Annotated in this window: 11 protein-coding genes (1 of these 11 cut by a window edge); 4 read left to right on the forward strand and 7 right to left on the reverse strand. The window is 68.8% G+C overall.

The genetic code is table 11. The features are described from left to right. Nucleotides 1-11,699: the 5' end (the start) of a CARDB domain-containing protein gene (locus tag C3E99_RS09965; RefSeq protein WP_158682247.1), read on the reverse strand. 25,336 nt of this gene lie to the left of the window's left edge; 11,699 of the gene's 37,035 nt are visible here — the first part of the coding sequence; its start codon is at nt 11,697-11,699; its stop codon lies beyond the left edge, outside the window. 191 nt (nt 11,700-11,890) lie between these two features. Next, complete coding sequence (locus C3E99_RS09970; RefSeq protein ID WP_067184830.1) at nt 11,891-12,355, reverse strand: Lrp/AsnC family transcriptional regulator; 465 nt, start codon at nt 12,353-12,355, stop codon at nt 11,891-11,893. 126 nt (nt 12,356-12,481) lie between these two features. Here C3E99_RS09970 and alr point away from each other — a divergent pair, with 126 nt between their 5' ends. From alr to C3E99_RS09990, 4 genes are all read left to right on the forward strand, one after another. Beyond that, nucleotides 12,482-13,621: an alanine racemase gene (gene alr / locus C3E99_RS09975; RefSeq protein WP_076076013.1), complete on the forward strand. Its 1,140-nt coding sequence runs from the start codon at nt 12,482-12,484 to the stop codon at nt 13,619-13,621. Next, nucleotides 13,618-14,865, forward strand: a complete 1,248-nt coding sequence (locus C3E99_RS09980; protein ID WP_076076016.1) for a D-amino acid dehydrogenase — start codon at nt 13,618-13,620, stop codon at nt 14,863-14,865. The genes alr and C3E99_RS09980 overlap by 4 nt, the downstream gene beginning before the upstream one ends. Before the next feature lie 29 nt (nt 14,866-14,894). Next, on the forward strand, nt 14,895-15,239 hold the full coding sequence (locus C3E99_RS09985) for a RidA family protein (protein ID WP_067107944.1): 345 nt from the start codon (nt 14,895-14,897) through the stop codon (nt 15,237-15,239). Between the two features lie 299 nt (nt 15,240-15,538). Next, nucleotides 15,539-16,669 (forward strand): NAD-dependent epimerase/dehydratase family protein, encoded by a 1,131-nt coding sequence (locus C3E99_RS09990; protein WP_076076018.1) that lies wholly within the window; start codon nt 15,539-15,541, stop codon nt 16,667-16,669. A gap of 9 nt (nt 16,670-16,678) precedes the next feature. Here the strand turns inward: C3E99_RS09990 and C3E99_RS09995 are convergent, their stop codons facing one another. Genes C3E99_RS09995 through C3E99_RS10015 form a run of 5 tightly spaced genes read right to left on the reverse strand, consistent with a single transcriptional unit; the run spans nt 16,679 to nt 21,097 of the window. Continuing rightward, nucleotides 16,679-17,161, reverse strand: coding sequence for a flavin reductase family protein (locus C3E99_RS09995; protein ID WP_104959751.1), 483 nt, complete (start codon nt 17,159-17,161; stop codon nt 16,679-16,681). Beyond that, complete coding sequence (locus tag C3E99_RS10000; RefSeq protein ID WP_104959752.1) at nt 17,151-18,320, reverse strand: CaiB/BaiF CoA transferase family protein; 1,170 nt, start codon at nt 18,318-18,320, stop codon at nt 17,151-17,153. Before C3E99_RS10000 ends, C3E99_RS09995 begins: the two co-directional genes overlap by 11 nt. Then, complete coding sequence (locus C3E99_RS10005; RefSeq protein ID WP_076076028.1) at nt 18,317-19,009, reverse strand: VOC family protein; 693 nt, start codon at nt 19,007-19,009, stop codon at nt 18,317-18,319. Before C3E99_RS10005 ends, C3E99_RS10000 begins: the two co-directional genes overlap by 4 nt. A gap of 32 nt (nt 19,010-19,041) precedes the next feature. Then, nucleotides 19,042-19,854, reverse strand: a complete 813-nt coding sequence (locus C3E99_RS10010) for an enoyl-CoA hydratase-related protein (RefSeq protein WP_104959753.1) — start codon at nt 19,852-19,854, stop codon at nt 19,042-19,044. A gap of 40 nt (nt 19,855-19,894) precedes the next feature. Next, the gene (locus C3E99_RS10015; RefSeq protein WP_083675118.1) at nt 19,895-21,097 is read right to left on the reverse strand and encodes a hypothetical protein; all 1,203 of its coding nucleotides are present in this window, start codon (nt 21,095-21,097) and stop codon (nt 19,895-19,897) included. Nucleotides 21,098-21,146 lie beyond the last annotated feature (49 nt).

Consider the following 21,146-nt stretch of genomic DNA (forward strand, 5'->3'; position numbering starts at 1 on the left):
TTCTGCACCAGCACCCGGTTGTTCCAGCCCGCCAGCGTCGCGGCATTGCCGATATTGGCCTCGGTCCAGCTCAGCGTGATGCTGTCGCCCGCCTGCGGGGCGGTGGCGTCGATCGCCATGTCGCGGATCACCAGATCGGGGGCCGAGGTGATCGTCAGCGCCGCCGCGTTGTTCGTCTCGCCGGTTCCGGCGTCGTTCGCCTCCGCGACCTGATCGAGGATGTCGGTGGTGACGGTGAAGCTGAACTGGCCGTGCCCGATCAGCCCCTCGGGCCAGACGATGCTGTAGCTGCCGCTGCGCGACGCGCCCGCGTCGATCGGGGCCGCCGCGACGGTGGCGAGCAGCACCTGCTGCCCGCTCGACGCGTTGCGCACGACGATGCGCTCCGAAAAGGCGCCCGCGGTCGGCCGGTTGCCGCTGTTGGTGGTCGTCCAGTTGATCGTGACGGTATCGCCGGGTTTCCAGCCGCTCACCGGTTCCACCGCGACCTGGCCGACGCTCAGGTCGATGAAGGGCGCGAGGATCGACTGGAATTCGACCGACGCCTCATTGTTGGTCTCGGCCGATCCCGAGGCATTCTCCTCCGCCACCGCGTTCGCGATATCGGTCGTCACGATCGCGACGATCCGGCCGACGCCGGCGTTGCCGGTCGGCAGGCTCACCGTCGTCTGGCGCTGGCGCGACGCGCCCGGCGCCAGGTCGCCGCCGTTGTCGGCTATCACGAAATTGCCGATGATCTGCCCGGTGTCGAGGTTGCGCAGGATCAGCCGGTCCGACCATGTCCCGGTCGCAGGCAGCGTGCCGTCGTTGCGCGTCTGCCACGCGACGGTGATCGTGCCGCCCGACTGGATCGCCCCCTCGCCGCTGACCGTGACGCCCTGCGGGATCAGGTCGGGGGCGGGACGCACCTCCAGCCCCGGAATCGGGATCGGCGCGGTTTCGGGGTTCTCGAAGACGTTGAAGCCATAGGTATAGACCGAACCGACGTCGCCGATATAGCCTTCGAGCAGCAGCGTGTAGGTGCCCGTGTCGGGCAGGACGTAGCTGTCGACGTCGTTGAAATAGCCGCTGAACAACTGCCGCCCGTTGGGCGCGATCAGCCGCCAATAGGCGCTGCCGCCCGACAGGGCCTGACGGTCGAAATAATAGCGTTCGCCGGCTTCGCCCTCGAAGCGGAACGCCTCGGTCTCCGATCCGGGGCTCAGCGTCCCCGTCACCGGCAGGCCGGGGGTGATCGGGGTCGCGGCGGCGAGATCGAGGACGCGCAGCGCATAGTCGCGCGCGGTCGTGCTGTTGTTGCGCACCCGCAGTTCATAGTCGCCCGCCGGGACGACCAGCACCGGGTTGGCGGCGCCGACCGACGCGCCGTCGGAGCTCTGGAAGCCCTTGCTCGCCACCTCACCGCGCGGCCCGGTCAGCGTCCAGACGAGGCTGCCGTCGCTGGTCAGCGGATCGACGAGCAGCAATGCGCCTTCCGCCAGCGTGAAGCGATAGACATCCTCCTGCTGCGGCTGCGCGACCGTGCCCGAATGGGTTGCGCCGAGCGTCAGCGGCGCGACCTTGTCGACCAGCTTCGACACCTTGAACTGGACCGGCGCCGACGCGCCCGCGACGGTGACATGCCCCTCGACCACCAGCGTATAGGTGCCGGAACGCGTCAGCACGACCGGTCCCATGTCGCTGCTCGCGCCGGTGTTGTTGTAGACGATCTGGCGGCCCTGCGGGTCGATCAGCCGCCAGCGCCCCGTCGGCCCCGACGACAGATAGTCGAAGAACAGCTTGTCGCCGGCCTCGCCGACGAAATTATACAGGCCGGTGCTGTTGGCAGGTTCGAGCAGGCCGTCGATGACGGTATCGAGCGCGATCGCGGACGCCGACGCGAGGTCGAGCAGGCGGAAGGCATAATCGCCGGTGACGTCGTTGTTCGCCCACACCGTCAGCACATAGTCGCCCGCCGCGGCCAGGAAGGGCGTGGCGTCGGTGCGCGATTGCGAATCGCTGTTGGCGAACGTCCGGTCCTGGATCGTCGTGCCCTGCGGCCCGGTCAGGCTCCAGCGGAAATTGCCGTTGCCCGTCAGGCTGTCGAACAGCAGCAGCGCATCCTGCGCCAGCGAGAAGCTGTAGCGCATCCGGTCGCCGGGCAGCGGCACCGTCCCCTGCGTCGTCGCACCGACGGTCAGCGCCGCGTCGCGGTCGGTCATCGACACCAGGCGGAACGCCGTCGTCTGCGGTTCCGCATTGGCGATGCGCCCCTCGACCATCAGCGTGTAGCGGCCGGTCTCGGTCAGCTCGACCTGCGAATCCGACCCGATCGAGCGCGGGGTGAACACCGTGTTTCCGCGCGGGTCGATCAGCCGCCAATAGGGCAGCGTCGCGCCGCTCATATAGTCGAAGAACAGGCGCTCGCCCGCGGCTGCGTCGAAATGGAACAACTGGGTCATGTTGCCCGGATTCAGCGTCACCGACTGCTGCTCGCCCGGGGTCAGCGCCGCCGCCTGCGCCAGGTCGAGCAGGCGGAAGGCATAGCTGCCCGTCGCTGTCCCGGCCGAGATCGCCAGGCTGTAGGTCCCCGGCTGGAGCAGCATGACCGGATTGTCGCTGAAGTTCAGCGAATCCGATGCGGTGAACTGGCGCGCCGCCGGGGTCTGGCTCGGCCCACTGATCTGCCAGCGGAAATTGCCGTTGTTGGTCAGCGGATCGAACACCACCGCGGTCGGCTGCGTGATCGTGAAGCTGTAGCGCTCGACCGCGCCGGTGCGCGCGATCGAACCGGTCACCGCCTCGCCGAACGGCACGGCGGGCATCGCCGTCGCCGCGGGAGTCATGGCGACGGCGATATTGTCGACGTCCTGATCGCCGGTCGAGGTGCCCTGCGAGGCGCTGAGCGCGACGCGCCCCGCCTCCAGCTCCATGCCGGGAATGAAATAGTCGGTGACGACCTCGATCGCGGTGCCGCCCTCGGCGGTCAGCCGGACGGTCAGCAGCGTGCCGCCGGCGGTGCGCGTCATCAGGATGCGCGCGTGCGTCCAGTCGCCGCTGGCCAGCGTCAGGCCGGGGCTGGCGATGTCGGTCAGCTTCACCCCGTTGTAATGGATCGACACATGGTTGGCGTTGACCTCGCCGTTGTTGGCGAAGCTGTCGAAGCCGATCCCCAGCGCCCCCGCGACATTGGGCTCGAGACCGCTCGACCCGCTGCGCGGGATCGTCGGCCCCGGGCCGCCGGCGCCATAGAGCGCGACGGGCAGCCAGGCGAAGGCGATGCCGTCGGGGTCGGTCGCCTGCCCCGCGCGCCGCTCGATGCGGAAATCGAAGCCGACATCGACGACGTCCTGCCGTCCGCTGCCGGTCGCGGAGAAGAAGACGCTGTTGTGCGGATTGTTGTTCAGCGCGTCGGTCAGCCGCAGGAAATCATTCTCGCCGTCGCGCAGCACCTGCGCGGCCGCCCCCTGGTGATTGACCAGCACATAGGGCAGCCCGTCGGCGTCGAAATCCTGTCCGGTCGCCCCGTTGGCGGGCGGCTGCGCCGCGACGTCGAGCAGGAAGCTGTAGCTGAAATTGCTGCCTTCGGCGGCATAGCCTTCGACCAGCAGGGTATAGGTGCCCGCCATCGCCGCGGTCATCAGCCCGCTGTCCTGCATGGAGGTCGGGCCGAACACGACCTGCCCCAGCGGATCGATCAGCCGCAGGCGATGATTGTAGTTGGGGCTGTTCAGCACATCGATGCCGAACCGCATCCCTTCCGTCGCCTCGAAACGATAGGCCGCCGTCTCGCGGCCCTGCGGCCCCAGATTGCCGGTCGTCCCCTGATTGGCGGTCAGCAGCTCCGCCGCCGCGAGGTCGAGCAGGCGGAAGGCATAGGCGCCGGTGAACTGGCGATTGCCGTCGATGGTCAGCGTGTAGGTGCCGGCCGCAAGGTCGAGAACCGGGTTGCCGGTGAAATTCAGCCCGTCGCTCTGGTCGAAGCGGCGCGCCGACACGATCTGTCCGTCCGGCCCCGTCAGCGACCAGTTGAGCTCGCCCTGATAGAGCAGCGAGTCGAAGACGAGCCGCGTCCGTTCGGTCAGCGTGAAACTGTAGACGTCGCGCTCGCCGGGCTGCGAGATGGTGGAGGAAATCTGCGCGCCGATGGTCAGCGGCGCGGTCTGCACCGCCATCGGATAGATGATGAAATCATAGGCCGCGGCCAGCCCCTGATCGATGCGCCCCTCGATCAGCAGCGTATAGGTCCCGCTGAGCGCCAGAAGCTGCCCGTCGATGTCGGCCATCGACTGCTGGTTGAAGACGATGTTGCCGTTCGGGTCGATCAGCCGCCAGCGCACGTCGCTCTTGACGCTCAGCACGTCGAAGAAGAAGGATTCGCCCGCATTGGCGGAAAAACGATGGATGGCGGTCGCGTTCGACGGGGTCAGCGACGCCGTCACGCGGCTGCCCATCGCCAGCGGCGCCGCATTGGCGAGGTCGAGCAGGCGGAAATTATAGTCGGCGACCGCATCGTCGATGCCGTCTATCGTCAGTTCATAGCGTCCCGCCGCGAGCGCCAGCACCGGATTGCCGGTGAAGGTGAAGGAATCCGACTGGTCGAAGCGGCGGCCGTCGACGATGATGTCGCCATCGGGACCGGTCAGGCTCCAGCGCAGCCGGCTGTTGTTGGTCAGGCTGTCGAACAGCGCCAGCGTCGTCTGGGTCAGCGTGAAGCTGTAGCGGTTCTCGGCGCCCGGCGTCGCGATGCGCCCCGTCACGCCATTGGGGTTGGTGCTGCGCAGCAGCGCACCCGCGGGCAGGCTGGTCGAATCGAAATCGAGCGCGATCTTCAGGTCCGGCGTCCCGGCGGGGGGCGCCGATGCCATGTCGGCGGCGATCTCCGCCGCGCTGCGCGCGACGCCCCACAGGCGGAAGCTGTCGACCGCCCCTTCGATCGGGGCATAGATGGTCTCATCGTCATAATGGCCGATGTAGAAGGGGTCGGCGACGTCGACATTGTCGTTCAGGCGGATCTGCCGCGACGCGACTTCCTGGCCATTGACATAGAGTTTGAGCGTCCGGTTGTCGCGATCGACGACCATCGCCATGTGGACCCACTCGCCGGTCGGCACCACGCCGCTCGCGCTGGTGACGTCCTCGCGTCCGGAGGCATCGCGCACCGTCGCCCAGATCTGGCCGCTGCTGTTGACCGCCAGGCGATAGGGCGCGGTGTCGCCCAGCCCCTTCGACACCACGGGCATCCAGCTGCTGGTGAAGCGGTCGAGGAAGAACCAGCCCTCGATGGTCAAATTGCGGGTCAGGTCGACATCGGGCCCGTCGGGCAGTTCGACATAATCGACCCCGCGCAGCTTCAGGGCGTTGCCGTCGACCCCGGCAACGACCGTCGGCGCATCCGGGTTCGGCCCTTCGAGCGTGATCGGCACCGGCGCGGTCTGCGCCATGTTATACACCGCCACGCGATAATCGACCGGCCAGTTCACGACCGCCGCGCGCATCTCCATCACCAGCGTATAGGTGCCGCCATAGGCGAGCACGCCGGTGTCGATGTCGCCGACCTGCACCGGACCGGAAATCTGCCGTCCAAAGGGGTCGAACAGGCGGAAACTGGCGCGGCCCAGCGATCCGCCGAACTGCTGCAGGTCGATGAACAGCCGGTCCCCGGCCGCCGCGTCGATCCGCCACACGGCATTGTCGCGCGACCCGCTGGACCGCCCCGTCGCGACGCCGCCCTGCGGCAGGACGGGCGCGGCTGCGACGTCGATCAGGCGAAAGGCATAGGCGCCGGTGGCCGCGCCGGTGCCGTCGACGGTCACGGTATAGGTCCCCGGCCCGACCTCGATCAGCGGATTGCCGCTTCCATATTCGTGGCTTTCGCCGTTGCGCATGTTGCGCGCCGCCGAAACGCCGCCCGGTCCGGTGATGGTGACGGTCATCTGGCTGTTGTCGTGCAGCGCGTCGAACAGCAGCATCTTCGGTTCGGCGACGGTGAAGCTGTAGGTGCGCGTATCGCCCGGCGTCGTCAGCCGCCCCTCGATCACCCCGTCCAGTCCCGCCAGGTCGCGCAGGACGGGAACATCCGCTCCCGACACCTGGTTGCGGACCGTGCCGCCCGTGATCGCATCGAAATCCATCCGCAGCACGAGCCCGCCGGTATCCGACGGCACCCCATCCATCCCGGCGAGAATTTCCTCCGCCGACCGTCCATGGTCCCAGATGCGCAATTCGTCGATCGCGCCTTCCAGCTTCTGATAGCTGTCGTTCTGTTCGGGGCCGGTGCCGATATAGAGCGGCGAGGCGGCGCTGCCGTTATGCGGCGCGGTGGGGACATTGGTGCGCGACGCGACCAGCACGCCGTTCAGATAGATGCGCATCTGCCCCGTGCTGCGCTCGATCACCGCGGCGACATGCGTCCACTGGCCTTGCGGCACCGATCCGCTGGCCGTCTCCAGCGTGTCGTTGGCCGTCCCGCGATAGCTCGACAGGTGGACATAGCCGCTGCTGTTGTACCACAGCGTATAGCCGCGCCCGTCGGTCCCTTCGCCCTTGTAGATCAGCGGCGTCCAGCTGTCGGTCATCCGCTCGGGATTCAGCCAGAACTCGATCGTCAGATCCTCGCGCAGGTCGAGCGCGGGATCGTCGACCAGTATCTGCTCGTGCGTCGTCATCGACAGCGCATTGCCGATCTTGCCGGGGCGCAGCAGCGACGGCTGCTCGACATTGCCGTCGAGCGCGATCGCCGTCGCGGCGGTCGTCGCCCGGTGCAGCGCAAAGCGATAATCGCGCGCCGTCGCGTCCCACACCCGCCCCTCGATCATCACGACATAGGTGCCCGCCTGATCGGCGGTGAATTCATAATCCGCGACACCGGCCGGATTGCGCGTCTGCGTCCCGTCGGGCCGGATGATCCGCAGCGTCGCATTGCCGATGCCCAGCAGGTTCTGGAAATAATATCGCTCGCCCGCCGCCGCGTCGAAGCGGTACATGTCGGTCTCGCTCGACGGCTCCAGCCGCCCGCTGACGCTCTGCCCCAACGCCAGCGGCGCCGCGTCCGCAAGATCGAGCAGGCGGAAGCTGGCGGACGAGGTGCGATAGCCGTCCGCCTGCACGGCGATCTCATAGCTGCCGGGCGCCAGCGTCAGCACCCGCTCGCCCGGCGCTTCGGAGGAATCGCTGTAATAGAAATCGGCGGAACTGACCGTCCCGGTCGCGCCGCGCAGCGCCCAGCGGATCGTCGAATCATTGGTCAGCGAATCGAAAATGACGCGCGTCGTCTCGGTCAGCGTGAAGGTGAAGCGGTTGACCTCGGTCGGCCGCGCGATCGCGGTGCTGACCGTCTCGCCCAGCGCGATCGCCCGCGGCGCGGGATCGACCGGCCGGATCAGCGCAAAACTGTAGGCGCTGCTTTCCGCCGTGTTTGTGGCGCGTCCCTCGACCAGCAGATAGTGGCGCCCGGTGACCGCCGCGACCAGCGTCCGGTCGGCGAAGGTCAACGCCCCCGTCACCTCGTTGCCGAAGGAATCGACGAGGCGGATCGTGCTCGATGCCGGCACCGTCTGCGCGTCGAAGACAATGGTCTCGCCTGCGGAAAGGTCGAGCGCATAGACGTCGGTTTCGCTCGACGGCGCCAGCGCACCCGCGATCGTCGCGCCATCGGCGGCAAGCAGCGTCGCCGTCGCGGCAAGGTCGAGCAGGCGGAAGGCATAGGGGCCGACCGCCGCGCCGGTACCGTCGATCAGCAGCTCATATTCCCCGGCGCCCAGCATCAGCGGCGGGCGCGTGCCCTGAAAGGCGCCGTCGGCATCGCGCAGCGACGCCGAATAATCGATCCCCGGCCCCTTCAGGCGCCACGTCAGCGTCGTGCTGCCGGTGAAGCTGTCGAGGGCCAGCAGCCGCTCCGACGAAAGCTGGAAGCGATAGCGCTGGACGTCGCCCGCCGCCGCCAGAACGCCGTCGATCCGCGCGCCGAGCGTCAGGTCGAGCGGCGCGGGATCGCGCGGGCGGTTGAGGACAAAGGAATAATCGTCGTCGGCGGCGGTGTTCGCCACCCGCCCCTCGATCAACAGGACATAGGTGCCGTCGACCGGCAGCACCAGTTCGCGGTCCGCGAAGCCCACGGGCCCGACGACCAGCCGGCCGAACGGATCGATCAGCCGGAAGCTGCCGCTGCTGAGCGCCGTCTGGGTATCGAGATAGAGCGTCTCGCCGGCGACGCCGGTGAAGCTGTACATGTCGGTCGCGCGCGAGGGCAGCAGCCGGCTCTCGACCAGCGCGCCGCCGGGCGTGATCGGCGTCGCCGCCGCCAGGTCGAGCAGCCGCATCGAATAGGCGCCGGCCGTGCCCGACACCCGCAACTGATAGGTTCCGCCCGCGGGAAGGTCGATCACCGCGCTGCCGCTGATGCTCGTGCCGTCGCTGGCGCTGAAGCTGCGACTGCTCACCTCGACGCCGTTCGGCCCCAGCAGCGTCCAAGTCTTGCCGCTGTCGTTGGTCAGCGAATCGAAAGTGAGCCGCGTCGGACCGGCGACGGTGAAGCGATGCAGCCCCGGCTCGCCGCCGGCGACCAGCGTGCCCGACAGCGTGTCGCCGGGCTGGAACAGCGCGCCGCCCGATATGTCGGGCAGCGCGACATGCTCGGTCAGGTTGACGCGGAAGCCATAGCCGATCGGCGCGGCTCCGACCCGCTGCTCGATCGCAAGCGTATAGGTGCCGGTGACGCGCAGATCGACGGTCGAGGTGCCATGGAGGTAGTTCGCGTTCGTCACCTGCCGCCCGAACGGGTCGAACAGCCGCCAGCCGATGCTGTAGTCGCTCGATGTCGCATCGATCAGCCGTTCGAGCGTCACCTTGTCGCCCGCCGCGGCGTCGAAGCGATAGACGTTGCTCGTCCCCCCGGTCGCGAAGCTGCCGGTGACGTCGGCGTCGAACGCGACCGCCTGAGCGTTCGCGGTGTCGATCAGGCGAAAGGCGTAATCGACCGCCTCGCCGACGCTGCCGTCGACGATCAGGCTATAGGTGCCGGCGGGCAGGTCGAGCAGCGACGACAGACCCGACGACAGGTCGAGCGAATCCGAATAGGCGAAGGCGCGCTGGTTCACTTCGGCGCCGCGCGGTCCGGTCAGCGTCCAGTGGAGGTCCCAGCGGCTGGTCAGCGAATCGAACAGCAGCCGCGCCGGCTGCGTCAGGGTGAAGGTCAGCGTGTGCCGCTCGCCGGGCTCGCGCCGCCCCGTGACGAGGGTATCGACGGCGATCGCGCGCGTCGGATCGGCGACCTTGACCATGCGCGCGGAAAAGGCGGCGGCACCGCCGTTGCCCACAACGCCTTCGACCGCGATCAGATAGGTGCCGTCCATCGGCAGATTGGCGAGGTTGAGGTCGGCCAGCGCCGTCGGCGCGACGAGTTGAGTCCCGTCCGGACGGTAGACGCGCACGGTCAGCGAAGCGCCGCTCTGGCTCGCGACGTCGAAATACCAATGCTCGCCCTTCGCCGCGGCGAAGCTGTAGAGCCGCGTTTCGGTCGCCGGCGCGCCGCCGGTCGCGGGCGAGCCGGAGGGCGAGGAATCGGCCGCGGTCCATCCGTCGGCCTCGTCGAACCGCCAATAGCCGACGAGCCCGCTCTCGCCGCCCGACAGCGGCGCCTGCGCCGCGGCGGCGATCTGGGCCGCCGAACGCGCCACGTCCCAGACGCGCACCTCGTCGATCGCCCCGTTCCACGGATAATAGGCCTGCGGGCCGCCGCCGATCACCAGCGGCGCGCCGCTATGGCGGATCGCCTCGGCGAAATCGCGCTCGGCGACCTGCAACCCATCGACATACAGCCGCATGACCGCGCCGTCATAGGTGGCGGCGACGTGCACCCACCGCTCGCTCTCGATCGGCGCCTCGATATAGGCGTCGTACCAGTCGTTGAGATAGAAGCGGACCGTGTCGCCGATCCGCAGCAGGCCATAGCCGTCGTCCCACGACGTGCTCGACCCCTTGAACAGGATCGTCTGATAGGGGTCGCCGCCGAAGATGATGATGCCGCCGTCGCCGTCGTCGACGGCCTCCGCGCTGCGCACCCACGCCTCCAGCGTCAGCGTCGCCGGGCGCAGCGCGTCCGAATCGGCGACGATCAGGTCCTTCTGCCGATTGACGTCCCAGCCGTGGTTGACGGTCCCGGGCAGCCCCGAATAGTCGAGCGGCGCGCCCTCGCCGCGCCCGATCGCGTCGCTCACCCCGCCGTCGCCGACCGCGCCCCCGAACCCGGGCAGCGCCGTCACGTCCTGCGCCGCGCCCGCGTCGAGCAGGCGGAAGGCGAAGTCGCCCCGCGCGTCGCTTCCGCCGCCGCCCACCGTCAGCCGGTAGCGCCCCGCGGGCAGCGCCAGCAGGGGCTGGCCCGAACTGCCTTCCGAATTCCAGAAATAGCGCCCGTCGACCACCGTGCCGCGCGGGCCGGCCAGGCTCCATTGAAAGCCGCGGTCGTCGCGCAGCGCATCGAACAGCAGCCGCGTCTCGCCCGCCAGGTCGAAGATATAGGTGATCGTGTCGCCCGCGCCCTCGATCCGCCCGCGCACCAGTTCGCCCGGCGTCAGCGCGGCTTCGGTCGCGGTCACGCGCGACAGGATGAAGCCATAGTCGAACGCGGCGCTGTTGCTGTCCGCCCCCTCGATCGCGAGCGTGTAGGTGCCGGTCCGATCGAGCGCGAACACGCCCGAATCGTTGTAATAGTCCGGGCCGCGCACATATTCGCCGTCGGGACCGATCAGCCGCCAGCTCACCGTGCCGCCGGTCAGCGTCTGCCGGTCGAAGAAATAGCGTTCGCCGGCGACCGCGTCGAAGGCATAGAGGTCGGTGGCGCGCCCCTCGTTCTGCGCCGAAACCAGCGCGCCGGCCTGAATAGGCGCCGCATTGGCGATGTCGAGCAGGCGAAAGGCGAAGGCCCCCGTCGCGTCGCCGTCGCCATCGACGGTCAGCCGATAGTCGCCGGCGGCCAGGTCGAGGATGTTCGACCCGGAGATATCGATCGAATCCGACGCGCCGAAGGCACGGCCGTTGACGAGCGTGCCGTTCGGCCCGACCAGCGACCAGCGGATGTTCGACCGGTCGGTCAGCGAATCGAAATAGACCTTGCGCGCCTCGGTCAGCGTGAAGGTGAAGCTCTGCGTCGCGCCCGGCACGTCGAGCGAACCGGTGACCGGGGGCACGGCCGTCGGGGCCGACAAGGACAGAAGCGAGATCCCCTCGCCCTCCCCATCCGCCCCGCCGAAAGTCGTCAGCGCGGCGGTGGCGCCCGGCGCGCCCGCCGATCCCGAGCCGCCGGAGCCGCCATGGGCATAAAAGCCGCTGGCCGTGTCGGCGCCGTCGACATCGAGCGCATAGCCGCCGACCCGCACCGAAAGCGCCGACATGTCGATGCCCGGCGCGATGCCGCCGATGCCGGTGCCGGCGCCGGCCCCGTCGAACGGCATCACGGTCAGGAATTTGGCAGAGGGCTCCATGCTGGCGACCAGCCCGGACGGAAGGCCAAGGCCGAGTCCGACGTCGATCGGCGCGACGTCGGCGGACAGCAGCAGGCGCGGCTCGAGCGCCTCGACCGACAGGCGGCTGGACAGGATCGACGATCGGCGCAGCGCCGCCTTGCGCTGTTCGGCGCGGATGCGCGCGGCCCCTTCCCCGAAGCTGAAGAGATTGGCGAGTGGGCGGCCAGGCGACGTTCCACGCCTAAAACCATTGAGCATTCCGATCCCCCCTCTTCCGACGCGACGGCCGCCATCGAATCCCATATTTCTATGCGCACGATGGGGGGATTTCGGATCACGCCCGCGCGATGGCGCGCGAGAAATTTCGCAGCGCTTCATTATGGATAGGGGATGCGGACCTCACGCGCCGGGCAAGGTCGGAGCGCGCGCGGCGGAATCGCGCCGCGGCGTCAGCGATACGCACCCTTCGGCCGCACGCCCGCATGCTTCGGAACGCTGCGCACCGCGATGCTCGAATGGATGCGCTCGACGCCGGGAAGGCGCGACAGGATCGTCTTGTGGATTTCCTCGTAGGCCGCGGCATCGGCGGCGGTGATCCGCAGGATGTAATCGGGATCGCCCGTCATCAGGAAACATTCCTCGATTTCCGGGTGCTGGCGGACGGCTTCCTCGAACCGGTTGAGATAGGCCTCGGTCTGCCGCTCCAGCGTGATACGGATGATGACGATCAGCCCGTCCCGTTCCGTGGGCGCGACGATCGCCGTATAGCCGCGGATCACCCCGCTCGCTTCCAGGTTGCCGACCCGGCGCAGGCAGGCCGAAGGGGAAAGCCCGACCTCGGCCGCCAGCTCGCGATTCGGCATGCGCCCGTTCAGGCGCAGCAGCCGGACGATGTTGCGGTCGATGGCGTCCATTCGAACCCTATCGCATGAGGATGAAACTTAATTCAACCAAAACCGCGAAAACAGAATAATCACGCGTAATTCGCATCCAAAATCCAACATTATTCTGATATTCTTTTTGCCGGAAGGGGATCGTCTTTGCCAGATAATCGCGCGCCCACGGCCCGCTGCGGCCGGCTTTGGATCGACCTGCCGGCGCTGGCCCGCAACTATGCGGCCATCGCCGCGCGCGTCGCCCCCGCTACGGCTGCGGCGGTGGTGAAGGCCGATGCCTATGGCCTCGGTAGCGGTCCGGTGGCCTCGGCGCTGTGGGATGCCGGCTGTCGCCGCTTCTTCGTCGCGCATCTCGACGAGGCGCTGGCGATCCGCGACGAACTTCCGCCGCAGGCCGAACTCATCGTCCTCAACGGCCTGCCGCCGGGCGTCGAGCCGCTATGCGCGCGGCACGGGATCGTTCCCGTCCTCAATTCGCCTGGTCAGGCGGAGCGCTGGGCCGAGACCGCGCGCGCGCTCGATCGGCGGCTTCCCGCCGTCCTGCAACTCGACAGCGGCATGTCGCGGCTCGGGCTCGCCCCCGAAGACGGCGTCCGGCTCGCGCATGACGATCGCTTCCGCCAGGCGGTCGACCTGCGGCTGGTGATGAGCCACCTCGCCTCGTCGGGCACCCCCGACAGCGAGGCCAACGCGATGCAGATCGCCGCGTTCGACCGGCTGGCGGCCGCCTTTCCCGGCGTTCCCCGGTCGCTCGCCAATTCGGGCGGCGCCTTTCTGGCGGCCCCCTATCACAAGGACGTCGTGCGGGCGGGGATCGCGCTCTACGGCGGATCGCCCAGCGGCGACCCGGCCGACGCGCTCGAACCCGTCGTCCGGCTCGACGCGCGGGTCGTGCAGGTCCGCACCGTCCCCGAAGGCACCGGGGTCGGATACGACCTCACCCATCGCTGCACCCGGCCGACGCGCATCGCGACGATCGGCGTCGGCTATGCGGACGGCCTGCCGCGCACGCTCGGCAATCGCGGCGCCGCCTGGTTCGACGGCCGGCGGTTGCCGATCCTCGGGCGCGTGTCGATGGACAGCATCACGCTCGACGTCAGCGACCTGCCCGCCGGGCAGCCGGAGGAAGGCGACTGGGTCGAGATCATCGGCCCGCACCAGCCGGTCGACGTCCTCGCGCGCGATGCGGGGACCATTTCCTACGAGATACTGACGTCGCTCGGCCATCGTTACGACCGGCATTATCTTCCCTTCGCGGGGGTTATTTCAGGGAGGCCGGCATGAAGATCGCGGTTCTTGGCAGCGGGGTGATCGGCGTCACCACCGCCTGGTATCTGGCCGAAGCGGGGCACGAGGTGGTGGTGCTCGACCGCCAGGCCGGCCCGGCGCTCGAAACCAGCTTCGCCAACGCGGGCGAGGTCTCGCCCGGCTATTCCGCCCCGTGGGCCGCACCCGGCATCCCGATGAAGGCGATCCGCTGGCTGATGATGCGGCACGCGCCGCTGATCCTGCGGCCGCAGATCGACGGCGCGATGCTGCGGTGGCTGCTGGCGATGCTGCGCAACTGCACCAGCGCGCGCTATCATGTGAACAAGGCGCGAATGGTCCGCCTCGCCGAATACAGCAAGGACTGCCTCGTCGCGCTGCGCGAGACGACCGGCATCGCCTATGACGAAGGCACCGGCGGCACCCTGCAGCTGTTCCGCACCCAGAAGCAGCTCGACGGCATGGCAAAGGACATCGCGGTGCTGCGCGCGAGCGGTGTCCCGTTCGAGGTGCTCGACCGCGACGGCTGCGTGGCGGTCGAGCCCGGGCTGGGCGCGGCGCGCGACAAGGTGGTGGGCGGGCTGCGGCTGCCCGGCGACGAAACCGGCGACTGCTTCAAATTCACCGCCGCGCTCGCCCGCATGGCGGAGGCGCGCGGCGTCACCTTCCGCTACGGGACCCGGATTCAGGCGCTGCGGCCCGATGTCGGGGTCGAAACCGACCGGGGTCTGGTGACGGCGGACGCCTATGTCGTCGCGCTCGGCAGCTTTTCGCCGCAGATGCTGCGCCCGCTGGGGCTGACCCTGCCCGTCTATCCGGTCAAGGGCTACTCGATCACCGTGCCCGTCGCCGACGCCGCGCACGCGCCGCTTTCGACGCTGATGGACGAAAGCTACAAGATCGCGATCACCCGCCTCGGCGACCGCATCCGCGTCGGCGGCATGGCGGAGATTTCGGGGTACAACAATGCCCTGCCCGAGCGGCGGCGCGAGACATTGCTCCATTCGCTGACCGACCTGTTCCCGGGCGGCGGTGCCATCGACGCCCTCACCTACTGGTCGGGCCTGCGTCCGATGACGCCCGACGGCACGCCGGTCGTCGGCCCGACCCGCTATCCCAACCTGTTCCTCAACACCGGCCACGGCACGCTGGGCTGGACGATGGCGTGCGGATCGGCGCGCGTGATCGCCGACCTGATCGGCGGCCGGCAGCCCGACATCGAAACCGCCGACCTGTCGCTCGCGCGCTACGGCCGCTCCTGACACCTGCAACAACATCGAAAGGAAACAGCATGACCATCAACCGTATCGAGTCCGGGCGGCGCATGAGCCAGGCGGTCGTCCACAACGGGACCATCTACCTGTCGGGTCAGGTCGGGGCGCCGGGCGAAAGCGTCACCGCCCAGACGCGCGCCGTGCTCGCCGCGATCGAGACGCTGCTCGCCGCCGCCGGCTCGGACAAGTCGAAGATCCTCTCGGCGACGATCTGGCTCGCCGACATGGCCGACTTCGCGGAAATGAACGCGGTGTGGGACGAATGGGTCGACGGCAAGGACGCCCCCGCGCGCGCCACCGGCGAAGCGAAGCTGGCTACGCCTGAATACAAGGTTGAGATCATCGTCGTCGCCGCGGCCTGACCGACACCAATGCCGATATCGTTTCAGCATCCATGGTCGGACCCTTCCAGGTGCGGGCGGACCTTGGACCCTGAAACAAGTCGGCCATTATCCCTTTTCGACAAATAGCAGTTCCCCGGCGAAAGCCGGGGTCCAGCTACGTGCGCCTGCCTCGCATGGACCCCGACATCGCCATGCTCCAGCGCATGAAATATAAATTCCTTGATAGGATAATTATAACTGTCTATTTTCTCCAAATAAGGAACGATAGAGATCGGGCCCCATGACCCGGATGGCTCGTTTCGCTGGAGAGAGAGACGATGGACCAACACAAGCACATCCTGCTGGTCGGTGGCGGCGGGCCGACGGGGGCGCTGGTGGTCAACGCCCTGATCGCCGAGGGGCACCGGATCGCGGTGATGAACACCGGGCGCCATCCCGTCGCCTTCGACGGTCCGGTCGAGCATCTGGCGGCCGACCCGAATTTCCTCGAATCCGTGCAGCAGGCCGTTGCCGGGCGCTATTTCGACACCGCGATCGTGCAATATGGCCGCCTCCGCCTCGTCGCGCAGGCGCTGACGGGCCATGTCGAGCATCTGGTCGGCATCACCTCGACCTTCTATCCCGGGTGGATCGACCCGCCGGCGACCGTGCGGCCGACCTCGGAAACCGGCGAAGCGCGCGACTGGTCGGTACAATATCTGGACGAAGGCCTGCCGATGCCGCCGCACGTCCCGCTCGACCCCGTCGGGAAATTCGGCGCGCGCGTGGTAGAGACCGACACGGCGCTGCAATGGGCGCACGCGCAGGGCGATCTCGCGACCACGATCCTGCGCTATCCCCGCATCTACGGGCCGCGCCAGCCCGGCGCGGTCGAATGGAGCATCATCCGCCGCCTGCTCGACGGGCGCGAGCGCATCATCGTCCCCGAAGGCGGCTTCCTGCTGCAAAGCGCGCTCTATGCCGAAAATGCGGCGCGGATCGTGCTGGCCGCCGTGCGCGACCGGCGGACATCGGCGGGGCGGGTCTTCAACTGCGCCGATGGCGAGCCGATCTCGCATCGCAAGTGGATACGGCTGATCGCCGACGCGATGGGCAGGACGGTGGAACTGGTCTCGGCGCCCGCGGCGCTCGCGCGCCCGGCGTGGCCCTATGCCCGCTGGCCGCTGACCGTCGGGCATCACGTCCTCGACATCGGCGACCTCGCCGCGCTCGGCTACACGCCCGCGCCGGTCGCCTACGGCATCCGGCGCACGGTGGACTGGTTCCTCGAAGACCCCGCGGCGCGCGGCGGCGCCGCCGAACCGCAACTGAAGGACGCGTTCCGCTACGACATGGAGGACCGGATCATCGCCGAACTCGACCGCGCCCGCGCCGCGATCGAAGCGATCGATTTCCCCGATTTCGACATGAGCCACTATTACGCGCACCCCAGCCGGCCCGCCCGGTGATCCCTGGTATCAGGCCGGGGCGAAGCGTCCGAACCGGCTTGCGTGAAAGACCAGCGGGGCGCCGTCGGCGACCGCGACGTCATGGACGCGCCCGATGATGATGTGATGGTCCCCCGCGACGGGGCGGTCGGCGACGCGGCACTCGATGCGCGCCAGCGCTCCCTCGACGACGGGAAGCGCGGGGCGCGCCGCGCGCGGGCTTTCGGGCGCGCCGCCCGACCGGGCGTGGCGCAGCGCCAGCTCGACCTGGCCGTCGTTCAGCACGTGCACCGCGAACATCCGTCCCGGCGCGAAGGCCGGAAGGTGGCGGCTCCGGTTGTCGAGGCACCAGAGGACGAGCGGTGGCTCCATCGAGACCGAGGTGAAGGAGTTGGCGGTGATCGCGACGGGCTCCGCGTCGGCGTGGCGCGCGGTGACGACGGTGACCCCGGTGGCGAACAGCCCGAAGACCTGCCGCAGCGCGCGCGCATCGAGCGCCGGCTCAGTCCGCATCCGCGGCCCCCGCCACCACGCCGCCCGCGTGGAGCGCCGCGACCTCCTCGCGGCTGAAGCCATAGGCGGCGAGCACCGCGTCGGTGTCGGCCCCCGGCACGGCGGGCGGTGTGCAGGCGCCCGCCGCGGTGCGGCTGAAGCGCGGCGCCGGGGCCGGCTGGACGAGGCCGCCGACCTCGACGAACACCCCGCGCGCGGCATTGTGCGGGTGCTGCGGGGCCTCGGTCATGCGCAGCACCGGGGCGAAGCAGACGTCGCTGTCGCCGAGCAGCCGGGTCCATTCGTCGCGCGTCCGGCTGCGGAAGATGGCGGCGAGCCGCTCGCGCTGGCCGTCCCACTGCCGCGGGTCGTTGCGGTTTCCGAACTCCGCCGGGTCGATCCCCAGCCGCTCCTGCAACAGCGCGAAGAACTGCGGCTCGAGCGAACCGATCGTGACGAACTCGCCGTCGGCGCACTCATAAACGGCATAGAAGGGCGCGCCGCCGTTCAGGATCGTGCCGCCACGATCCTCGCGGAACATGCCCTGCGCGAGCATTCCGTGCACGCCGGCGGTCAGCAGCGCGGCACCGTCGACCATCGCCGCGTCGACCACCTGCCCCTTCCCCGACCCCCGCGCCTCGAGCAGCGCGCAGACGACGCCGAAGGCGAGCACCAGCCCGCCGCCGCCGAAATCGCCCACCAGATTGAGCGGAGGCACCGGCGGCCCGCCCCGGCCGCCGATGCTGAACAGCGCCCCCGCGAGCGCGATATAGTTGATGTCGTGCCCGGCGCGCTGCGCGAGCGGCCCATCCTGCCCCCACCCCGTCATCCGGCCGACCACCAGCTTCGGATTCCGTTCGAGCAGCAGGTCGGGGGCGAAGCCGAGCCGTTCGAGCACTCCGGGTCGGAACCCCTCGATCAACCCGTCGGCGCCGTCGATCATGCGCAGCAGCGCCGCCTTGCCCTCGTCCTGTTTCAGGTCGAGGCGGATCGACCGGCGATTGCGCGCCAGCACGTCGAAGGGCACCGCGACGCCGATACCGCTCCCCCCGTCGACGCGCTCGACGCGGACCACCTCCGCCCCCATGTCGGCAAGCAGCATGGCGCCGAACGGCGCCGGCCCCAGCCCCGCCAGTTCGATGATGCGAATGCCGGCGAGCGGCCCCCCGCCGACCGTCATTGCGCGCTGCCCACCGGTGGCGCGCTTTCGCTCGCGTCCCAGACCTGCTGGTCGGACAGCGCGATCAGCTTTTCATAAATGCCCGGCGGATAGTTGGTCATATGCGGTCCGGGCGCGTCCGGTCCGGGCTGCGAAACCCCCTGCGCCGACGGCTCATAGACCGGCGGGTTCCGGTATCGCTCAAGCTCCTCCGGACTGATGCCCGCGCGCGCCACGACGTCGGGATCGATCCAGCTATCGGGCGCGATCGGCGCGTCGGAACAGGATAGTTCGAGCGCCAGCCCCTCGGGCCCGGCGAAATAGATCGACTTGCAGAAACCATGGTCGACCGGCCCCAGCACCGGCACGCCCCTGGACCGCAGCCGCGCCTGCATCCGCAGCAGGTCCTCCATGCCCTTCACCTTCAACGCGATGTGCTGCGTCGTTCCGGCGGCGCTCGCCGCGGTCGGATTGCCCGCGTGCGTCTCGCCGAACTTTTGCGGAATGCTCGCGACGAGCGGCCCCTGCACGAAGGCCACCGCGCTTTCGTCGTTCATGCGCAGAAAGCCGTGCCACGTCTCCTTGGCGCCGTGCATCCAGTACAGCGCCACCAGTTCCATCCCCAGCTTGTCGGTGAAGAAATCGATCTGCGTCTTGATGTCCGCCGTGCTGATCGCGAGATGATGTAGCCCCTGCACCCGGTTATCCATGACATTCTCCCGTGCGGCCCGGCCGCGATACGTCAGCGTCCCCTGAAGACCGGCGGGCGCTTCTCCAGAAAGGCGCGGGGCCCCTCGACGGCATCGTCGGTGGCGTGGACCCGCGCCGAAAATTCGGTTTCGACCGCGAGCGCCTCCGTCTCTGGCAGGCCCAGCGTGGCGCGCACCGAGTTGCGCACCGCTTGTACCGCGAGCGGGCCGTTGGCGGCGATGCGGCTCGCGATGCGCATCGCCTCGTCCATGAGCAGCGCGGGATCGACGAGGCTGTTGACGAACCCATAGGCCCGCGCCTCCTCGGCCGAGATGGCCTCCCCGGTCAGCAGCATGTGCATCGCGTGGGCAAAGGGAATCTGGTCGCGCAGGCGCACCGTCGATCCGCCGCCGGGGAACAGCCCGACCTTGACCTCGGGAATGCCGAAGGTGGCGTGCGGGACCGCGACGCGGATGTCGCAGTTCATCACCAGCTCCATCCCGCCGGCCACCGCATGGCCGTTGACGGCCGCGATCAGGGGCTTTCCGATATCGGTCTTGAACGGTCCGCCGCTCTTGCGCCCACCTTCTTTGCGGATGTCCAGCCACCGCCTTTCCCATTCGGTTTCGGGTGCCCGCGCCCCCGTCATCAGCGGGATGACCGCGTCGAGGTCGCCTCCCGCGCAAAAGGCCTTGGTCCCGGCGCCGGTCAGGATGGCGACGCGCAGTTCGTCGGCGGCGCGGACATGCTCGAAGACGTCGATCAGCCGGACCGCCATTTCGGCATCCATCGCGTTGAGCCGTTCGGGGCGATTGAGCGTGATGACTGCTATCGAATCCCGGATTTCCAGATCCACGACTGCCATCGTCAAATCTCCCGGATCGGAGGGAAGCCGAACATCGGAATCATACCAGAATCCCAGGAATTTCCTCGCCAAGCAGCGCGGCTCCATGCAGTTCGAGGCGGGCGTCGAGGTCGAACACGATATGCGCCCCGACGGTGTTCACGTCACGCGCCGCCCGACCCAGTGGGCTGTCCTGAAAATGGCCGCTGGCGCCCGCCGCTTCGCAGACATAGGCGATGACGCTCTTCGACTGGTCGACGGCATGGGCAAGCTGCGTGGCCCAGCGCGTCCGGTCGACGCGCGTCGCGTCGTTACGCAGCCGCATGACGTCCTCGACCAGATGCCGCAGCAGCAGGTAGATCTGCTCGACCTGAACCTCGGCGCGGGCCAGTCGCATATAGCTTGCGGTGCCGACCCGGCGCGTTCCGCCTTCCGCCTTCCGCGCCAGCAGCCGTTCCTTGAACAGGCGCACGCTGTTGCGCGCCTGCCCCAACGCGGGCATCGCCGCCGCCAGTCCCAGCGTCGGCAGCATCGGCGTGCGGTAGAGCGGGTTCGGGTGGAGGCTTGCTCCGGGCGTGTTGCCCTCGATCATGTCGGGGAAGGACAGCATCCGGCCGTCGGGGATGAAGGCGTCCTCGATCAGCACGTCGTTGCTGCCGGTCGCCTGCATCCCGTCGACGAACCACGTGTCCTCCACCCGCACCTCCGATCGGGGCAAGGCAAAGAACATCGGCACCCGCTTGCCGTCCTCGCGCGTCACGATCGCCGCGGGCAGCACCCAGTCGGCGTGCATGATCCCCGTGCTCCACGACCAGCGCCCGTTCAGGCGATACCCTCCCTCGACGCGCGTCACCTGGCCGGTCGGGGACAGCATCGCCGGGGCCAGCGCATAGCTCCGGCTCGCGAACAGCTCTTCCTGGAACGCGCGGGGAAAGAGGCAGAATATCCAGACATGCTCGATATAGAAATTCGCGACCCAGGCCATCGACGCGTCGCCCTCGCTCAGCGCGAGTCCGACCTCGAAGAAGGTGTCGAGGTCGAACTCGAACCCGCCGTACACGCGCGGCGCCATCAGCTTGAAGATCTCCGCCTCCTCCAGCGCCCGGATGACCGTGTCGGTCGGGCGCCGCAGCGCCTCGGCCTCGCGCGCCTCCGCGGCCAGCAGCGCGGACAGGCGCTTCGCCCTCCCGACCAGTTCTTCCTTCGTGGTGGCCGGTGCTTTCGCGCCGGGCGCCTCGCGAGCCAAAGTCTCTGCCGTCATCATGTCACTCCGTGGTCCCCGCGAGCGCCCGGACGTCGGGGCTCGCGATCAT

This window comes from Sphingopyxis sp. MG (genome assembly GCF_002953155.1).
Lineage (GTDB): Bacteria > Pseudomonadota > Alphaproteobacteria > Sphingomonadales > Sphingomonadaceae > Sphingopyxis > Sphingopyxis granuli.